General features: G+C 70.3%; 13 protein-coding genes. 6 read left to right on the top strand and 7 right to left on the bottom strand.

Features of this window, described 5'->3' with window-relative positions:
- The first annotated feature begins 255 nt into the window (after nt 1-255).
- Genes ACFQUV_RS11940 through ACFQUV_RS11950 form a run of 3 tightly spaced genes read left to right on the top strand, consistent with a single transcriptional unit; the run spans nt 256 to nt 2,444 of the window.
- On the top strand, nt 256-1,146 hold the full coding sequence (locus ACFQUV_RS11940) for an ABC transporter ATP-binding protein (RefSeq protein WP_129609278.1): 891 nt from the start codon (nt 256-258) through the stop codon (nt 1,144-1,146).
- Entirely contained in the window at nt 1,143-1,973 is an 831-nt protein-coding gene (locus tag ACFQUV_RS11945) for an ABC transporter permease (protein ID WP_129609279.1), read from the top strand. The genes ACFQUV_RS11940 and ACFQUV_RS11945 overlap by 4 nt, the downstream gene beginning before the upstream one ends.
- Before the next feature lie 39 nt (nt 1,974-2,012).
- Entirely contained in the window at nt 2,013-2,444 is a 432-nt protein-coding gene (locus ACFQUV_RS11950) for a RidA family protein (protein WP_111384084.1), read from the top strand.
- 89 nt (nt 2,445-2,533) lie between these two features.
- Here the strand turns inward: ACFQUV_RS11950 and ACFQUV_RS11955 are convergent, their stop codons facing one another.
- The 3 genes from ACFQUV_RS11955 to ACFQUV_RS11965 form a co-directional block, all read right to left on the bottom strand.
- Nucleotides 2,534-3,493: a U32 family peptidase gene (locus tag ACFQUV_RS11955; RefSeq protein ID WP_244601591.1), complete on the bottom strand. Its 960-nt coding sequence runs from the start codon at nt 3,491-3,493 to the stop codon at nt 2,534-2,536.
- Between the two features lie 148 nt (nt 3,494-3,641).
- Nucleotides 3,642-4,676, bottom strand: coding sequence for a peptidase U32 family protein (locus ACFQUV_RS11960; protein ID WP_129609280.1), 1,035 nt, complete (start codon nt 4,674-4,676; stop codon nt 3,642-3,644).
- Nucleotides 4,673-5,227: an SCP2 domain-containing protein gene (locus tag ACFQUV_RS11965; RefSeq protein WP_111384082.1), complete on the bottom strand. Its 555-nt coding sequence runs from the start codon at nt 5,225-5,227 to the stop codon at nt 4,673-4,675. The genes ACFQUV_RS11960 and ACFQUV_RS11965 overlap by 4 nt, the downstream gene beginning before the upstream one ends.
- Before the next feature lie 136 nt (nt 5,228-5,363).
- Between ACFQUV_RS11965 and ACFQUV_RS11970 the strand changes: the two genes are divergently transcribed.
- Entirely contained in the window at nt 5,364-6,860 is a 1,497-nt protein-coding gene (locus tag ACFQUV_RS11970; protein ID WP_129609281.1) for a UbiD family decarboxylase, read from the top strand.
- Between the two features lie 71 nt (nt 6,861-6,931).
- Here the strand turns inward: ACFQUV_RS11970 and ACFQUV_RS11975 are convergent, their stop codons facing one another.
- Nucleotides 6,932-7,402 (bottom strand): META domain-containing protein, encoded by a 471-nt coding sequence (locus tag ACFQUV_RS11975; RefSeq protein ID WP_165363907.1) that lies wholly within the window; start codon nt 7,400-7,402, stop codon nt 6,932-6,934.
- A 214-nt stretch (nt 7,403-7,616) separates the two neighbouring features.
- On the opposite strand from ACFQUV_RS11975, the gene ACFQUV_RS11980 reads away from it, so the two are divergent.
- Nucleotides 7,617-8,825 carry a hypothetical protein gene (locus tag ACFQUV_RS11980; protein ID WP_129609283.1) on the top strand — a complete coding sequence of 403 codons (1,209 nt, stop codon included), beginning with the start codon at nt 7,617-7,619 and terminating at the stop codon, nt 8,823-8,825.
- A 161-nt stretch (nt 8,826-8,986) separates the two neighbouring features.
- Here the strand turns inward: ACFQUV_RS11980 and ACFQUV_RS11985 are convergent, their stop codons facing one another.
- The 3 genes from ACFQUV_RS11985 to ACFQUV_RS11995 form a co-directional block, all read right to left on the bottom strand.
- Nucleotides 8,987-10,729, bottom strand: a complete 1,743-nt coding sequence (locus tag ACFQUV_RS11985; RefSeq protein ID WP_129609284.1) for a TRAP transporter large permease subunit — start codon at nt 10,727-10,729, stop codon at nt 8,987-8,989.
- Complete coding sequence (locus tag ACFQUV_RS11990; protein ID WP_129609294.1) at nt 10,726-11,427, bottom strand: TRAP transporter small permease subunit; 702 nt, start codon at nt 11,425-11,427, stop codon at nt 10,726-10,728. Before ACFQUV_RS11990 ends, ACFQUV_RS11985 begins: the two co-directional genes overlap by 4 nt.
- Before the next feature lie 190 nt (nt 11,428-11,617).
- Nucleotides 11,618-12,718 carry a TRAP transporter substrate-binding protein gene (locus ACFQUV_RS11995; protein ID WP_244601593.1) on the bottom strand — a complete coding sequence of 367 codons (1,101 nt, stop codon included), beginning with the start codon at nt 12,716-12,718 and terminating at the stop codon, nt 11,618-11,620.
- A 498-nt stretch (nt 12,719-13,216) separates the two neighbouring features.
- Between ACFQUV_RS11995 and ACFQUV_RS12000 the strand changes: the two genes are divergently transcribed.
- Complete coding sequence (locus ACFQUV_RS12000; protein ID WP_129609286.1) at nt 13,217-14,965, top strand: ABC transporter ATP-binding protein/permease; 1,749 nt, start codon at nt 13,217-13,219, stop codon at nt 14,963-14,965.
- Nucleotides 14,966-15,057 lie beyond the last annotated feature (92 nt).

Below are 15,057 nucleotides of genomic sequence, written 5' to 3' on the forward strand. Positions count from 1 at the left end.
GCGATCGAGGGGGGCGGCTCGGAGATCGGATGAGGGCAAGGCTGCGATCCGCATTTATCTTGACATCAAGATAACACGGCCGCACCCTTTCCTGACAAGAGCCGTTCTGAAAGTCCTCGGCGCAAGCACGCAGAGAACTTGCGCAGAGAATTCACCTCGACGACACGATCTGCCGAACCGTTCCGTTGACGACCGAGGCGTCGGTCGAAAGACCACGCGCCATCCCCGCGACCGCCACCGGAGACCGCCGCGACGATGCCTCCTGTCGGTACAGCCGCCGCCGTCCCGGCCGCCAGCACCGGCGCGGTCGCCACCACCGTCGCGGTCGAGCAGGTCGGCCTCGTCTTCCCGTCGCGGTCGGGCGAGCCCACGGTGGCGCTCGCCGACGTGAGCTGCCACTTCGCCCCCGGTGCGGTCACCGCCATCATCGGGCCGAGCGGCTGCGGCAAGAGCACGCTTCTTCAGATCATCCGCGGCTTTCTGGCGCCGACGCACGGACGGCTGCGCTTCGTCGCCGGCCCAGGTGATGCACCGCACAAGGCGCCCCACTCTGCGCCCCACTCCACACCTCACTCCACCCCCCACATGGCCACCGTGTGGCAGGCCTTCAATCTGTTTCCGTGGCGCACCATCCTGGACAATGTCGCCTTCGGGCTCGAAGTCGCCGGCGTGGGACGGGCCGAGCGTGAGGCGCGCGCCCGCGCTGCCCTCGCCAAGGTCGACCTCGCCGGCTTCGAGCGGAAGTACCCGCGCCAGCTCTCCGGCGGCATGCGTCAGCGGGTCGGCCTCGCCCGCGCGCTGGTGATGGAGCCCGAGCTGCTGCTGCTCGACGAGCCGTTCGGCGCCCTCGATGCGCAGACCCGCCTGGTGCTCCAGGAGCAGCTCGCCGCGCTGGTGGAGACCAGCGGCACCACCGCGATTCTCGTCACCCACTCGATCGAGGAAGCGGTGCTGCTCGCCGACACCATCCTGGTGATGACGGCGCGGCCCGGCCGCATCGCCGCCGAGATCGCGGTCGATCTGCCGCGCCCCCGCAGCATGGCGACGACGCGCGATCCCCGCTTCGCGGCGCTGTTCGATCACATCTACGGGCTGCTGCGCCAGGAGGTGATCCGCGCCATGGCGACCGAGGGAGGCGGCGCGTGAGCCACCAGCCGTCCGCGCCGCCCGCCGTTACCGGCCCGTCTGTGCAGAGCACGCCGGCGCGGAGCCTTCTGGCGCGGCTCGGCGAGCCGCGCGTGCTGAGCTGGCTCTCGGTGGTGATCGTCCTGGCCGGCTGGGAGCTCGCGGTGATCGCGCTCGCGCTCAACCCGATCTACCTGCCGCGGCCGAGCCGCATCGTCGTCGCGCTGTTCGAGATGTTCCGCACCGGCGGCCTGACGTCGGATCTGGTCGCGACGCTGTCCCGGATCTTCGGCGGCTTCTTCCTCGCGCTCGGCCTCGGCGTCGCGCTCGGCGTCTGGATGGCCACCTCGGAGCGGGTGCGCGCCGTCGCCGACACGTTCATCGCGGCGCTCTATCCGCTGCCCAAGGTGACGCTGATTCCGTTGCTGATCATCTGGCTCGGCACCGGCGGCCCGTTCATGCTCACCATCAGCATGCTGGGCGCCTTCTTCCCGATCGTCATCAACACGGTGCTGGGCATCGGCCAGTGCGACCAGGGGCTCGTCCTGGCGGCCCGCGACCTCGGCGCCTCACGCCGCCAGATCATCCGCATGGTGCTGCTGCCGAGCGCCATCCCGTCGATCTTCGCCGGCATCCGGCTCGGCCTCGGCGTCTCCATCATCCTGGTGGTGGCGGCCGAGATGGTGATCGGCAAGGTCGGGCTCGGGGCACGGCTCTATCTCGCCGGCCAGGTGCTGGAGACCGAGCAGGTGTTCGCGGTGCTGATCGTGCTCGCCACGCTCGGCATCGTGGTCACCAAGGCCCAGGACATGATCGACGTCCGCCTCGGCCACTGGCGCGTCAACTGACCCACACTCTCACGATCGGAAGAAGCAGCGGAGCCGCCCATGACGTTCGAGCTGAAGTCGATCCATCCGGACCCGTCGCAGGCCCACAAGATGCCCTATGCGCCGGCCGTCCACATCGTCGGCGCCTGCGACCTGATGTTCATCTCGGGCGCCACGGCGTCGCCGCTCTATCACGATCATCCGCACCGCGACGAGGAGCACGTCCACCCGCACTCCATCGAGGAGCAGACGCGGAACGCCATGGAGGCGATCAAGTCGATCCTCGACCATGTCGGCGCGAGCTGGACGGACGTCGTCAAGGTCACCAAGTACCTGACCGACATCCGTGACGGCGACGGCATGCACAAGACCATGCGGAGCTATTTCGGCGACTGGCGGCCGGCCAGCACCATGGTGTGCATCAATCAGCTCTCGTCGCCCGGCGCCCGGGTCGAGCTCGACATGATCGTGGCGCTGCCGAAGAAGGGGTAGATCGCGCGGCGGCGGCCCGCTTCTCCCCCTGGGAGAGCATTCCGCAGGAGCGCGTCGCCAACCAAAATTCACCGAGGTCGAACAGCGCCCTACCCGGCCGCGGCGGCGACGCGCTGGTGGCCGGGCCGGCCGTGCAGGAAGCCGTTGGCGAAGATAACGCCCGGCATCAGGGCGGCGATGCGGGCCTCGCCCTCGGCGCCGGTGATCGCGCCGTCGAGCACGTCGCGGAACACCTGCGCCACCGCCACCATGTCGCAGGTATGCGGCGACAGTCGGAACGCGCGCACGCCGCGCGCCGTCAGCGTACCGAGATCGGCGACGTGATTGACCACGGTCCGGCTCAGGGTCTGCACGCCGTTGACCGACAGGAACTCCTTGCCCTCCAGGGTGTCGACCGCCAGGCCGTCGGGGTCCTGGTTGCAGATGAACTGGCAGGAGTCCTTGGCGAGCCCGTGGACGCGCGCGTGATAGCAGCGCGCCGAGATGGCGAGCGGCGCCCGGCCGAACGCCCAGGTCTCGACGACGGCGGTGCGTGCCGCACCGGCGAGCGCCCCGACGGCGGCGAGCGGCAGCTCCGGCGGCAGGCAGACCAGCACGGCCCCCTGCTTCTCCATGAAGGCGAGCGTGCCCTCGTTGTACACGTTGATCAGCGGCCCGATGGCGTGCGGCCGGCCGGCGAGCGGCCCGCAGGCGGAGACGTCGTTGGCCTCCACCACCACGCCCGGCATGGCGACGAGGTCGCGGATCATGCCGCGCTCGCGCGCCGTGGTCGGCAGCGCCAGCGACGACAGCACGACGGTCTTACCGCCGCGCTGGAGCCGCTCGATCACCCCCGGAATGTCGTCCTCGTAGAACGGCAGCCGCTTGGAGCACACCACCTCGCCGACGCAGACGCGCTCGACCAGCGCCTCGTCGGCGATGCGGTGATGGTAGTCGCGCCACTGCTCGGGCGACCAGTTGAACAGGAGCGGCCCGAGCGTGAGAGTTCTGCCAGCCAGAGTCCCGCCAGCCAGAGTCCTGCCAGGCGAAGTGTCCGAAGGTGCCATCATCTCACGTCCCGATATCCCGACGGTCGTCATTCCGGGACGCTGCAAAGCAGCGGTCCCGGAATCCAGCCGCAATCGCCGCGCCGGTTGCTGGATTCCGGGTTCGCGGCGTCGCCGCGCCCCGGAATGACCAGCAACGGCTTCGTCTTTCTCACCGCCACGTCTTCTGGTAGGCGCCGCGGGTCGTCGAGGCGCCCTCGGAGAGCGCCATCAGCGGGCGGCTGTCGATCGGCAGGCCGCGGGCATGGGCGTCGAGCGCGCCGCGCAGCGCCCGCACCACGGCGTCGGTGTAGCTGCGGCTGCGCTGCCGGCCCTCGATCTTGAGCGCCGTCACGCCGGCATCGGCGAGCGGCGGGATCAGCAGGCTGGCGTCCAGGCTCGCCGGGTCCTCGAAGATGTGGGCGGTCTCGCCGTTGGCGGTGAACCGGCCCTTGCACAGGGTCGGATAGGGCATCGGCTGGCCGCCCGGCACCTTGTTGATCAGGAACTCGCCGAGCCGCGACACGAACTCGCCGCGCTCCTGCGCGTAGGTGATGTGGCTCGGCGGCGAGCACACCCCGTTCATGTTGGGCGAACAGCCGGTGGCGTAGGACGACAGCGAGCAGCGGCCCTCCGCCATCACGCACAGCCCGCCGAACACGAACACCTCGGTCTCGCAGGCGATCTCGCGGTTGAGCGCGGCGATCTCGGCGACGGTGAGGACGCGCGGCAGCACCACGCGCTTGACGCCGAAGCGCTCGACATAGAAGCCGATCGCCTCCGGGTTGGCGGCGGCCGCCTGCACCGAGAGGTGCAGCCGCAGCCGCGGATGCTTCTCGGCCGCGTAGTCGAGCAGCCCGATGTCGGCGACGATCGCGGCGTCGCCGCCGCACTCCGCGATGGTGTCGATGGCACGGTGCCAGGCGCCCGGTTCGCCGGCGCGCGGGAAGGTGTTCACCGCGACCAGCACCTTGACGCCGCGCTTGTGGGCGTGGGCGACGCCTTCCGCCATCTCGGCCGGGCTGAAGTTGAGACCGGGGAAGTTGCGCGCGTTGGTCTCGTCGGCGAAGCCGCAATAGACCGAGTCGGCGCCCGCCTCGATGGCGGCCCGCATGGCGGCCGGGGTGCCGGCCGGGCAGACCAGCTCGAGCCGACCCTTCGGCTTCCAGGCGGCGCTGGGGGCCGGCGCCGTGTATGTCGTCGTCATGAACCGCTCCGTGGGCGGGCGAAGGCGATGCCGGTGATGCGCTCGGCGAGCGAGGCGGCGATGCGGCCGACCGTCTCGGCCGGCTGGGCCAGCGGCCCGAGCACCGCGGCGGCCTCCGCCACGAGGTCGATCTCGGCGTCGTCGAGGGCGTTGCGCAGCGCCACCACGGCCGACATGTCGCCCTCGACGGTCAGGTCGCGCGAGAAGAACAGCGCGTCGCCGTCATAGGCGCCGTGGACGAGGCCGACGAGCGCGGCGAGCGGCCCGGCGATGCGAGCGTCGGTCGCCGGCTCCTCGCCGGGACGCACCACCTGCACCTCGGGATCGTCCGGGCGCGGCGTCATCACCACGACGAAGGGCAGGTCGGTCGGCTCGATGAGGAACCGCTTGCCGGCCTGGTCGCCGAGGCGGGCGAACATGGCGGGATGCCGGCGGGCCGCCGACTTGACGACGAGATCCAGCGCCGCGGCGAGCGGCGCGAGCGGCAGGGGCCGCAGGCCGAACGACAGGGCGGCCGGAAGCTCCGGAACTGTGGCTGAGTTGGTCGACATGGAGCACCTTGGTTATCGGTTCGGACCGGCTGCGACTTTGTCCTATATCAAGGACGCTTGACACCTCGACGCCCTTGATCCCCCGCCGGGCGGCCGGGACCCCGGCCGCAGCCCCCGAGCGGCGTCAGGAGTTGCCGTGCCGATCCGCGATTTTCCGCCCTTCCGCGACCTGCGCGACTTCCTGCGCCATCTCGACGCGGCCGGCGATCTCGCCCGCGTCGCCGAGCCGGTCGACATCGTCCACGACATGGCGGAGATCCACCGCCGGGTGATCGGCCGCGACGGTCCGGCGCTCGTCTTCGAGCGGCCGCGCGCCGCCGACGGCCAGCTCCTGCCGGTGCCGGCGGTGGTCAACCTGTTCGGCACCCGCACCCGCGTCGCCGCCGGGCTCGGCATCCGGCCCGAGCGCCTCGCGGAGCTCGGCGAGGTGCTGGCCTCGCTGCGCGAGCCGCAGCCGGTCGAGGGCTTGCGCGACGCCCTCTCGCGCTGGCCGATCCTCAAGGCCGCCCTCAACACCCGCTCGGAGACCGTCGATCGCCCGCCCTGCCAGGCCGAGGTGCGGACCGGCGCCGACGTCGATCTCGGCGCCCTGCCGGTGCAGACCTGCTGGCCCGGCGAAGCCGGCCCGCTGATCACCTGGCCCGTGGTGGTGACGCGGCCGCCCGACAGCGAGGCGGTCGCCGGCTACAATCTCGGCATCTACCGCATGCAGGTGCTCGGCCGCGACCGCGCCATCATGCGCTGGCTGCACCATCGCGGCGGCGCCAAGCACCACGCCCAGTGGGCGGCGCGCGGCCAGGACGCGCCGGTCGCGGTGGCGATCGGCACCGATCCGGCCACCATGCTGGCCGCCGTGCTGCCGCTGCCCGAGACGCTGTCGGAGGTGCGCTTCTCCGGCCTGCTGCGCGGCGCCCGGCCGCGCCTCGCGCCGGCCCGCACGGTGCCCCTGATGGTGCCGGCCGATGCCGAGATCGTGCTGGAGGGCTTCGTGTCCGCCACCGAGACGGCGCCGGAAGGCCCGTTCGGCGACCACACCGGCTACTACAATTCGGTCGAGCCCTTCCCGGTGATGCGTGTCACCGCGATCACCACGCGGCGCGACCCGCTGTATCTCTCCACCTTCACGGGGCGAGCGCCGGACGAGCCGGCGGTGCTCGGCGCCACCTTCAACGAATTGTTCCTGCCGATCGTGCGGCGCGCCTTCCCGGAGATCGTCGACGTCTGGCTGCCGCCGCACGCCTGCTCGTACCGGATGGCGATCATCTCGATCCGCAAGCGCTATCCCGGCCACGCCCAGCGCATCATGATGGGCCTGTGGGGGATGCTGCCGCAGTTCTCCTACACCAAGCTGATCGTGGTGGTGGACGACGACGTCGATCCGAAGAGCTGGGACGATGTCGCCTGGGCGATCGCCACGCGCGCCGACCCGTCGCGCGACCTCACGGTGATCGGCCGCACGCCGATCGACTATCTCGACTTCGCCTCGCCGGAGTCCGGCCTCGGCGGCAAGCTCGGCATCGACGCCACCAACAAGATCGGCAGCGAGACCCACCGCGAATGGGGCAAGGTGCTGAAGGCGACGCCGGAGCTGATCGCGCGCGTCGACGCCCTGTGGCCGAAGCTCGGGCTGTAGCTCTCGACCTCGTGCCCGCTGCGCGTCGCGTCGCATCGCGCCCGGGACACGAGCGCCGAGTCGAGTAGCGCTCAGTTGCGCTGCATGCGGAAGCGCAGCTCCCGCGGGCCGCCCGAGAGCACCAGGAGATCGTCGGCGACGCGCCAGTGGGTGGTCTGGCCGAGCGCGGCCAGCATCTCGTCGTCGCCGCGGGCCCGCTCGGGCGGGCATTGGCGCTCGGTGCGCGGCCCGGTCAGCACCGTGACGGTGTCGCCCACCACGATCAGGCGCGCCTTGACGGCATTGCACCACAGCTCGATCTCGGCGAGCCCATTGTCGGCGATGTCGATCACCGGAATCTTCTTCGACCCCTTCATGGGGTCGGTGTCCATCCGCAGCTCCTGACCGTACGGGAAGGCCGCCTGCGCCCGGGCCGGATCGATCGCCGGCGCCAGAAGTGCAGCCCCGGCCAACGCAACCCCGGCGAGCACGACCGCGGCGCCCCCGCTCCGGGCGGACGACGCGGCGGACCGCAGGAGCGACGACACGCGACGCCGGATCATGAGGATGCTCCGTTCGGAGAGGGAACCGGCGGCCCGGCCCCGTGCCGGCAATCGCCGCCCGGCCCTCCGCACGAGGACGAAGGGCGACAGGCGCCTTGTTCTTGCCGGCAGCCCGTGCTTGTGGTCAAGCGCCGCCGGCGCGCCGGCCGTCCCGGCTGCTCGACGGCGCCGCGCGGCCGCGCGGTCGGTCGCCGTCGTCCCTCCGGAGGATTCCATGCGTGCGCTCGTCGTCGTCGCCGCGTCCCTGATGCTCGCCCTGCCGGCTCCGGCCTGGTCGCAGGCCAAGGGCGGCGCCAAGCCCCCTGCCCCGCCGGCCGGTGCCACGGTCCGCTACACCACGATCTTCGGCGAGCTGATGGGCTCGTTGCAGAGCGACGCGATCTGGCGCGAGACCCGCCAGGGCGGCCGGGTGACCGCGGCGGTGCTCGACGTCTGCCATTCGGTCTCCGCCACCTCGGCCCGCAAGGACCGCTTCGTCGTCACCCTGGAGCCGCAGGGCGGCAAGCTGGTCGGCAGCGGCCACAGCGAGCCCGACCAGGTCCCCGTCAAGGTGAGCCTGACGCGCCGGGCGACCGGCGACACCTTCGCGCTCGAAGGCACCATCACGCGCGGCGACACCACCCTCACGGTCGCGGCGAGCGATCTCGGCGACATGAGCGAGGCGGAGTTCCGCGACCAGCAGTCGACCGAGGACGAGATCGTGACGGCACCGGCAAACTTCGCCGAGGTATCGCCGATCGCCGTCGCGGTGCGGGTGTCGCGCGACGGCTTCCTCGACGTGGTGAAGAGCCTGCGCGGCCAGGGCGCGCGCGTCGACTATGCGAGCCTGGTGCAGAGCTGCGCCGACCTGCGCGGCGGCCGGCAGACGGTGCGGATCGAGACGGCGCCGGAGCGGGCGGCGGCGCTGGTCGCCAAACTCCAGGCAATGCCGGGCGTCGTCGCGGCCGGCTGGACCAGCGGCTCCTACGGCATCGAGCGCTCGGTGCGCGTGAAGGCCTCGGCATGGACCGACAGCGGCAGCCTCAAGGCCGACGCGCTGGCCGAGCGGATCGGCGCCGCGGTCGGCACGGCGCTCGGTGCCAAGCCGGTGTCGACCCAGTGGGACGACGTCACCCGCGAGCTGACCCTCAAGCTGGAGCGTCCCGACCAGGCGGCGCGCGGCCTCGATCTCACCGAGGTGATCGAGCTGACCTTGCTGGTCGGCCCGGAGACGCCCGGCGGCGGCGACGGCCTGGTGATCTGGATCGGCGAATCGAGCGTCGAGCCGGCCGACCGGGCGGCGGACTCGCGGCTCGCCTTCACCAGCGGCTACCAGGGCGGCGACGAGGAGAGCGCCGCCATCGAGTTCGAGGCGCTGATCGCGGCGCTCGCCCGCGATCTCGATGGCCAGGTGTGGGATTCCGAGAACGCGCGCTGGAAGTAGCGGCGGCTCCTCCGCCGCTTTGGGGACGTAGCGGCGGCTCCGCCGCATGGGAAGCGGCGGCGCGTCGCGCGCCCCGGCTCCGTCACGCCCGGCCTGGGGCTGAACAACAAGGCCGGGCATCCAGGACGTGAGAACGCGAGCGCGCCGCGCGTCGCCTCACCTCACCCGCCATACAGCCAGGTCGGCAGCCACAGCACGATGCCCGGCCACAGATACATGATCACCATGCACAGGATCACCACCAGCATGTAGGGCATCATGCCGGCGAAGATCTGGTTGATGGTGACGTGCGGTGGTGCCACGCCCTTCAGATAGAAGGCCGACATGGCGACCGGCGGCGACAGGAACGCGGCCTGGAGATTGACGAAGACCAGCACGCCCCAGAGGATCGGATCGATGCCGAAGTGCTTGAGCAGCGGCAGGAAGATCGGCACGAAGATGATGATGATCTCGGTCCATTCCAGCGGCCAGCCGAGAATGAAGATGATGGCCTGGGACAGGATCATGAACTGGGTCGGGGTGAGGTCGAGCGACAGCACCCACTTCTCCAGCAGCGCCTGACCACCGAGCACCGCGAACACCGCCGAGAACAGCGCCGAGCCGACGAACAGCCAGCACACCATGGCGGTGGTCTTGGCGGTGAGGAACACCGCCTCCTTGGTCCGCTTCCAGTCGAGCGTGCGGGCGAACAGCGCCAGCAGGAAGGCGCCGGCAGAGCCGACCGCCGCCGACTCGGTGGCGGTGGTGATGCCGAGGAGGATGACCAGCAGCACCGAGATGCTGAGCACCGCGATCGGCAGCACCGAGACGGCGAGCAGCTTGAGGAGCGCGAACCGCTCCGCCCCCATGCGCCAGTAGTAGCGCGCGAGCATCAGCGCCAGCAGCACCGCCACCGTCGCAAAGGTCACGTAGAAGCCGGTACCGGGACCCGACGCCGCCTCGGCCTCCACCGGGGCAGCGCCGCCCAGCGGCTGAAGACCGAGCGCCTCGATCTCCTCGGTCGGCGCCCGATGGATGACGACATACCACCAGACCAGCCCCAGCACGGCCACGACGAGAGCGAGCGGCACCAGCGCGATCAGGAAGTTCCCGGCCAACGCACCGTAGCTGAGCGGGGTCCCGTCCTCGCTCTTGACGGCCCGGGCCCGCGCCGGCGAGGCGAGCGCCGACAGGAAGGTCCTCATCATGTTGGACGAATAGGCCGCACGCAGCCGATCGAGCCAGTCCGGCACCGGCACCCGGGTCTGCTCGGGCGGCAGCGGCGGCGCCAGCGACGGCTGGATCAGCGCCCGGCCGATGATATAGGCGATGTAGAGGGTGGCCAGGAAGAAGCCGGGAAACATCGCGGCCGCGTAGAGCTTGACCACCGACTGGCCGGCCACCGCGGCGTAGACGATGATCATCACCGATGGCGGGATCAGGATGCCGAGGGTGCCGCCCGCCGTGATCACGCCGGCGGCGAGCTTGACGTCGTAGCCGGCCCGCAGCATCGGATTGAAGGCGATCACCCCCATCAGCACCACGACGGCGCCGACCAGGCCGGAGGCGAGGCCCCAGAAGGCGCAGACGATCAGGGTCGCCACCGCCAGTGATGCCGGCAGCCGGCTGAACGAGAGCTGGACGCTGTAGAACATCTTGTCGACCAGCGCGCCGCGCTCCATCACGTAACCCATCAGCACAAAGAGTGGGATGGAGATCAGAACGTCGTTGGTCATCGCCCCGTAGGTGCGCTGGACCATCAGGTCGAAGACGCGGTTGTCCCACCAGAACTGCGACGGGTCGTAGAAGGCATAAAAGCCGAAGAAGATGCCGAGCCCCATCAGGGTGAAGGCGGTGGGGAAGCCCATCATGATGGCGATCACGATGAGTCCCAGCATCAGCAATCCGAGCGCAGGATCGCTCATGTGTTCAGGTCTCCCCCCATGCCGCGCTGGCGCGCGGTCTCGTCGATCTTGTGAGCGCCAGCGATGGCGGCGCGCCGGTCTTCTTCGTCCACATACTCGCTGCGGGCGAGTTGCTCTTCGACGACGTCGAGCTCGCTGACGTCCTTGAGTCGGGGCGGCCAGGCACCGCTCTTCAGGCAGACGACGCAACGGAGCATCTCGGCGAGCCCCTGCATCATCACCAGGGTGCCGGCAACCGGGATGACGGTCTTGAACGGATAGACCGGCGGGCCGTCGGCGGTGACGTTGGAGTGCTCGAGGATGCGCCAGGAGTCCTGCGCATAGTGCCAGCCGGCATAGATCAGTGCAGCAATTCCGGGCAGGAAGAACAGCACGTAGAGGATCAGGTCGAGCGTCGCCTGGGTGCGGGGTTTCAGCGAGCCATAGATGAAGTCGCCGCGCACATGCGAGTTCTGTGCGAGCGTGTAGGCGCCGCACAGCATGAACACGGTGCCGTACAGCATGTTGTTGAGATCGAAGATCCAGGCGGTCGGAGCATTCAGAAGGTAGCGTTTGGCCACCTCGACGACCACCACGGTCATCAGGGCGATGATCAGCCACGCCGCGGTCTTGCCGACCACCGTACTGATCAGGTCGGCGATGTAGAGGACGCGCTGCACGGGCTTGGCGCGCCGGATGGCCCTGGTGGACTGGAGCATCGTCATGGGCGGGATCTCGGCGCTGGAGTTTCGGCGCGAGGGAGGCGAGTGGGCGCGCCTCGTCGGCTCGGCTGCGGGCGGCGACCGTTCGCGAGCGGATTCGCGGGCGGACCGGGGAGGCACCGCCGGCGATCGGCACGGGTGCGCCGGGCGGCCCTCTCCGGAGGCCCGCCACGGCGCCACCGCATCGTCAGGTGGGCTGCTTGGCCACGCCGGCCTGGCCGAAATAGTGGTCGAACGCCATCTTGCGGCTCACCACCGTGTCGTTCTCCCACTGGGTGGCGCGCTGCGCGAACTGGCGCTGCGACTCGAGAATCTCCTTGAACATCGGATTCTCGGCCGCCTTCTTCTTCACCACCTCGTCATAGACCTCGAGCTGCTTCTTCAGCACCGGGTCGGGCGTCTTGTAGAAGCGGACCTTGTCCTTGGTCTGCATCTCCACATAGTCCTTGGAGTAGCGATCGATCGCCTTCCAGGACATGTCGGCCGAAGCCGCCTCGACGGCGTTGGCGATGATGGCGCGCATCTTCTCGGGCAGCGCGTCGTACTTGGCCTTGTTGAACAGGATTTCGAACTGCTCGGCGTTCTGGTGGTAGCTCTGGAGCATGCAGATCTTGGAGACGTCGGTGAAGCCGAGCACGCGGTCCGAGGAGGCGTTGTTGAACTCGGCCGCATCGAGCAGGCCGCGGTCCATGGCCGATACGATCTCGCCGCCCGGCAGCGCATTGACGGCGGCACCGAGCCCGGTGAACACGTCGATCGAGATGCCGACGGTGCGGAACTTCAGCCCCTTCATGTCGTCGACCTTGGCGATCGGCTTCTTGAACCAGCCGAGCGGCTGGGTCGGCATCGGGCCGTAGGGCATCGACACCACGTTGGCGCCGATCGAGTCGTAGAGCTTGGCCAGCAGCTCCTTGCCGCCGCCGTACTTGTGCCAGGCGAGCAGCATGTTGGCGTCCATGCCGTAGCCCGGGCCGGAGCCCCACAGGGCGAGCGCGGTCTGCTTGCCGTAGTGATAGACCATGACGCCGTGGCCGCCGTCGAGGGTGCCCTTCGACACCGCCTCCAGCAGCCCGAAGGCGGGCACCACGGCGCCGGCCGGGAGCACCTCGATCTTCAGGTCGCCGCCGGTCATGTCGTTGACCTTCTTGGCGAAGTCGAGGGCGTATTCGTGGAATATGTCCTTCGAGGGCCAGGTGCTCTGCCAGCGCATGGCGACCGGGCCGGTCGACTGCGCGACGGCGGGGGCCGCGACGGCGGCGCCCGCCGCGGCCGCACCCGCGGTGAGCATGAACTTGCGGCGGCTGGTGCGCGGAGCGGACGGACCGGACACACTGGTCTGGCCGGCGGCGGACGGGACGGAATCCGGGCGGGACATGACTCGTTTCCTCCTGAGTATGACCGACGGCCTCTACGGGCCGTCTTGGAGCGATGGTCGCTCGTTCAGCACATGATGCCGATGCGCGGCACGTCGGGCGTTGGAAGGCGGGTGGCTCGGTCGAGCAGAGGGCTCGGGAGTTTGGTCGCCGGGTCCCCGTCCTCGGTCGGGCGGCATCGGGCGCCGAAGTGTGACGGTTTCACGATCCGACCACAAGCCTGCCGCCATTGTACTTTCGGCGACCCAGAGCCGCAGCCGGCGGCCGCGCCGAGAGAGACGCGGCGCCTCGCAGGGGCCGTGCGGCGGCGGCCAGACCCGACGTCAAAACGCCTGGATTCCGCCGGAAGCAGGCGCCCACCGCAGCCTGTTCCGCCGGCCGCTCCGTCCGGCGCCAGCCCCCTGGAGCCCCGCGTGACACGCCTGATCACCGCCCTCACCGTGATGTGGCGCCTCGCCGCACCGTATTTCCGCTCCGCCGAGGATCGCCGGGCCGGCCGCCTGCTGCTCGCCGCCGTGATCGCCATCGAGCTCGCCATCGTCGGCATCACGGTGCTGGTCAACCAGTGGAACGCCCGCTTCTACAACGCCCTGCAAGAGCGGGCCTGGGACACCTTCGTGTCCGAGCTCCTGTACTTCTGCGTCCTGGCCGCGGCGTTCATCGTGCTGGCCGTCTATCAGCTCTATCTGAACCAGTGGCTCCAGATCCGCTGGCGGCGCTGGATGACGGCGCAGTATCTCGGTCACTGGCTCGACGACGGCAATCACTACCGGATGCAGCTTCTCGGCGACGCCGCCGACAACCCCGACCAGCGCATCGCCGACGACATCAACCTGTTCATCGACCGCGGCCTGGCGATCGGGCTCGGGCTGCTCAGCTCGGTGGTCACGCTGGCGTCCTTCGTGACGATCCTATGGAGCCTGTCGGCCCAGGCGCCGCTGGTGATCGGCGGCACCACCTGGTCTTTTCCCGGCTACCTCGTGTGGGCGGCGCTGATCTACGCGGTGGTCGGCACTGTGTTCACGCATCTGATCGGCCGGCCGCTGATCGGGCTGAACTTCCAGCAGCAGCGCTACGAGGCCGACTTCCGCTTCCATCTGGTGCGGGTGCGCGAGAACGGTGAGCAGATCGCGCTGCTCGGCGGCGAGACGGCCGAACGCGCCCGCCTGCTCGACCGCTTCGGTGCCGTGATGGCCAACTGGTACGCCATCATGACGCGACAGAAGAAGCTCACCTTCTTCACCGCGGGCTTCAACCAGGTGTCGACCGTGTTTCCGTTCGTCGTGGTCAGCCCCGCCTACTTCGCCGGCGGCTTCAGCCTCGGCGGCCTGATGCAGACCTCCGAGGCGTTCAGCAGCGTGCAGCGCGCCCTGTCGTTCTTCGTCACCTCCTATCGGCAGCTCGCCGAATGGCAGGCGGTGATCGATCGTCTCGCCGGCTTCGACGCCGCGCTCACGGCCGGCCGCGCCCTCGCGACGGTGCCGGAGCGGATCGTGGTGTCGGCCGAGCCGGACGCGGAGGCCGTCGCGGCCGAGGCGCTGGAGGTGCGGCTTCCCGCCGGGACGCCGCTGGTCGCGGCCGACGCGCTGGTGCTGCCGGCCGGGGTGCGGGTGCTGGTCGGCGGCCCGTCGGGCTCCGGCAAGTCGACCCTGTTCCGGGCGCTCGCCGGGGTCTGGCCGTTCGGGCGCGGCCGCGTGAGCGTGCCGGCCGGCCGCTCCGTGATGGTCCTACCCCAGCGGCCCTATCTGCCGGTCGGCACCCTGGCGGCGGCGATCGCCTACCCGGCGCTGCCCGACGCCTTCCCACGCGACCGCGTCACCGAGGTGCTCGGCACGGTCGGGCTCGGGGGGCTCGCCGACCGGCTCGACGAGGAGGCGCATTGGGGCCGCATGCTGTCGCTCGGCGAGCAGCAGCGCCTGGCGATCGCCCGCGCCATCCTGCACGCGCCCGACTATCTGTTCCTGGACGAGGCGACCGCTTCGCTCGACGAGCCGTCCGAGACGGCGCTCTACGGGCTGCTGCGCCGAAGGCTGCCGGAGACGGCGCTGATCTCCATTGGCCACCGCTCGACGCTGATGCCGCTGCACGACCGCCATGTGGTGCTGGAGCGCGACGGCAATCTCCACCGGCTGCGCGAAGCGACCGGGGCGCCGGGCGCGTGACCGGCCGGCGTTCGGGGCGGCCCGGGGCTCGCGGCCGCGTAAGGCCCGATGTCGTCGCGCCGCGACCGTGACGGCCACAGCGTCGTCGCGTC

This window comes from Rhodoplanes sp. P11 (assembly GCF_964266735.1).
In the GTDB taxonomy this organism is placed as follows: domain Bacteria; phylum Pseudomonadota; class Alphaproteobacteria; order Rhizobiales; family Xanthobacteraceae; genus Rhodoplanes; species Rhodoplanes serenus.

Coding starts and splice junctions, on each gene's coding strand:
- ACFQUV_RS11965 (WP_111384082.1), bottom strand. CDS start 5,227: ATGTCGACCAACTCAGCCACAGTTCCGGAGCTTCCGGCCGCCCTGTCG.
- ACFQUV_RS11990 (WP_129609294.1), bottom strand. CDS start 11,427: ATGCTCCAGTCCACCAGGGCCATCCGGCGCGCCAAGCCCGTGCAGCGC.
- ACFQUV_RS11960 (WP_129609280.1), bottom strand. CDS start 4,676: ATGACGACGACATACACGGCGCCGGCCCCCAGCGCCGCCTGGAAGCCG.
- ACFQUV_RS11975 (WP_165363907.1), bottom strand. CDS start 7,402: ATGATCCGGCGTCGCGTGTCGTCGCTCCTGCGGTCCGCCGCGTCGTCC.
- ACFQUV_RS11955 (WP_244601591.1), bottom strand. CDS start 3,493: ATGATGGCACCTTCGGACACTTCGCCTGGCAGGACTCTGGCTGGCGGG.
- ACFQUV_RS11980 (WP_129609283.1), top strand. CDS start 7,617: ATGCGTGCGCTCGTCGTCGTCGCCGCGTCCCTGATGCTCGCCCTGCCG.
- ACFQUV_RS11940 (WP_129609278.1), top strand. CDS start 256: ATGCCTCCTGTCGGTACAGCCGCCGCCGTCCCGGCCGCCAGCACCGGC.
- ACFQUV_RS11985 (WP_129609284.1), bottom strand. CDS start 10,729: ATGAGCGATCCTGCGCTCGGATTGCTGATGCTGGGACTCATCGTGATC.
- ACFQUV_RS11995 (WP_244601593.1), bottom strand. CDS start 12,718: ATGCTCACCGCGGGTGCGGCCGCGGCGGGCGCCGCCGTCGCGGCCCCC.
- ACFQUV_RS11950 (WP_111384084.1), top strand. CDS start 2,013: ATGACGTTCGAGCTGAAGTCGATCCATCCGGACCCGTCGCAGGCCCAC.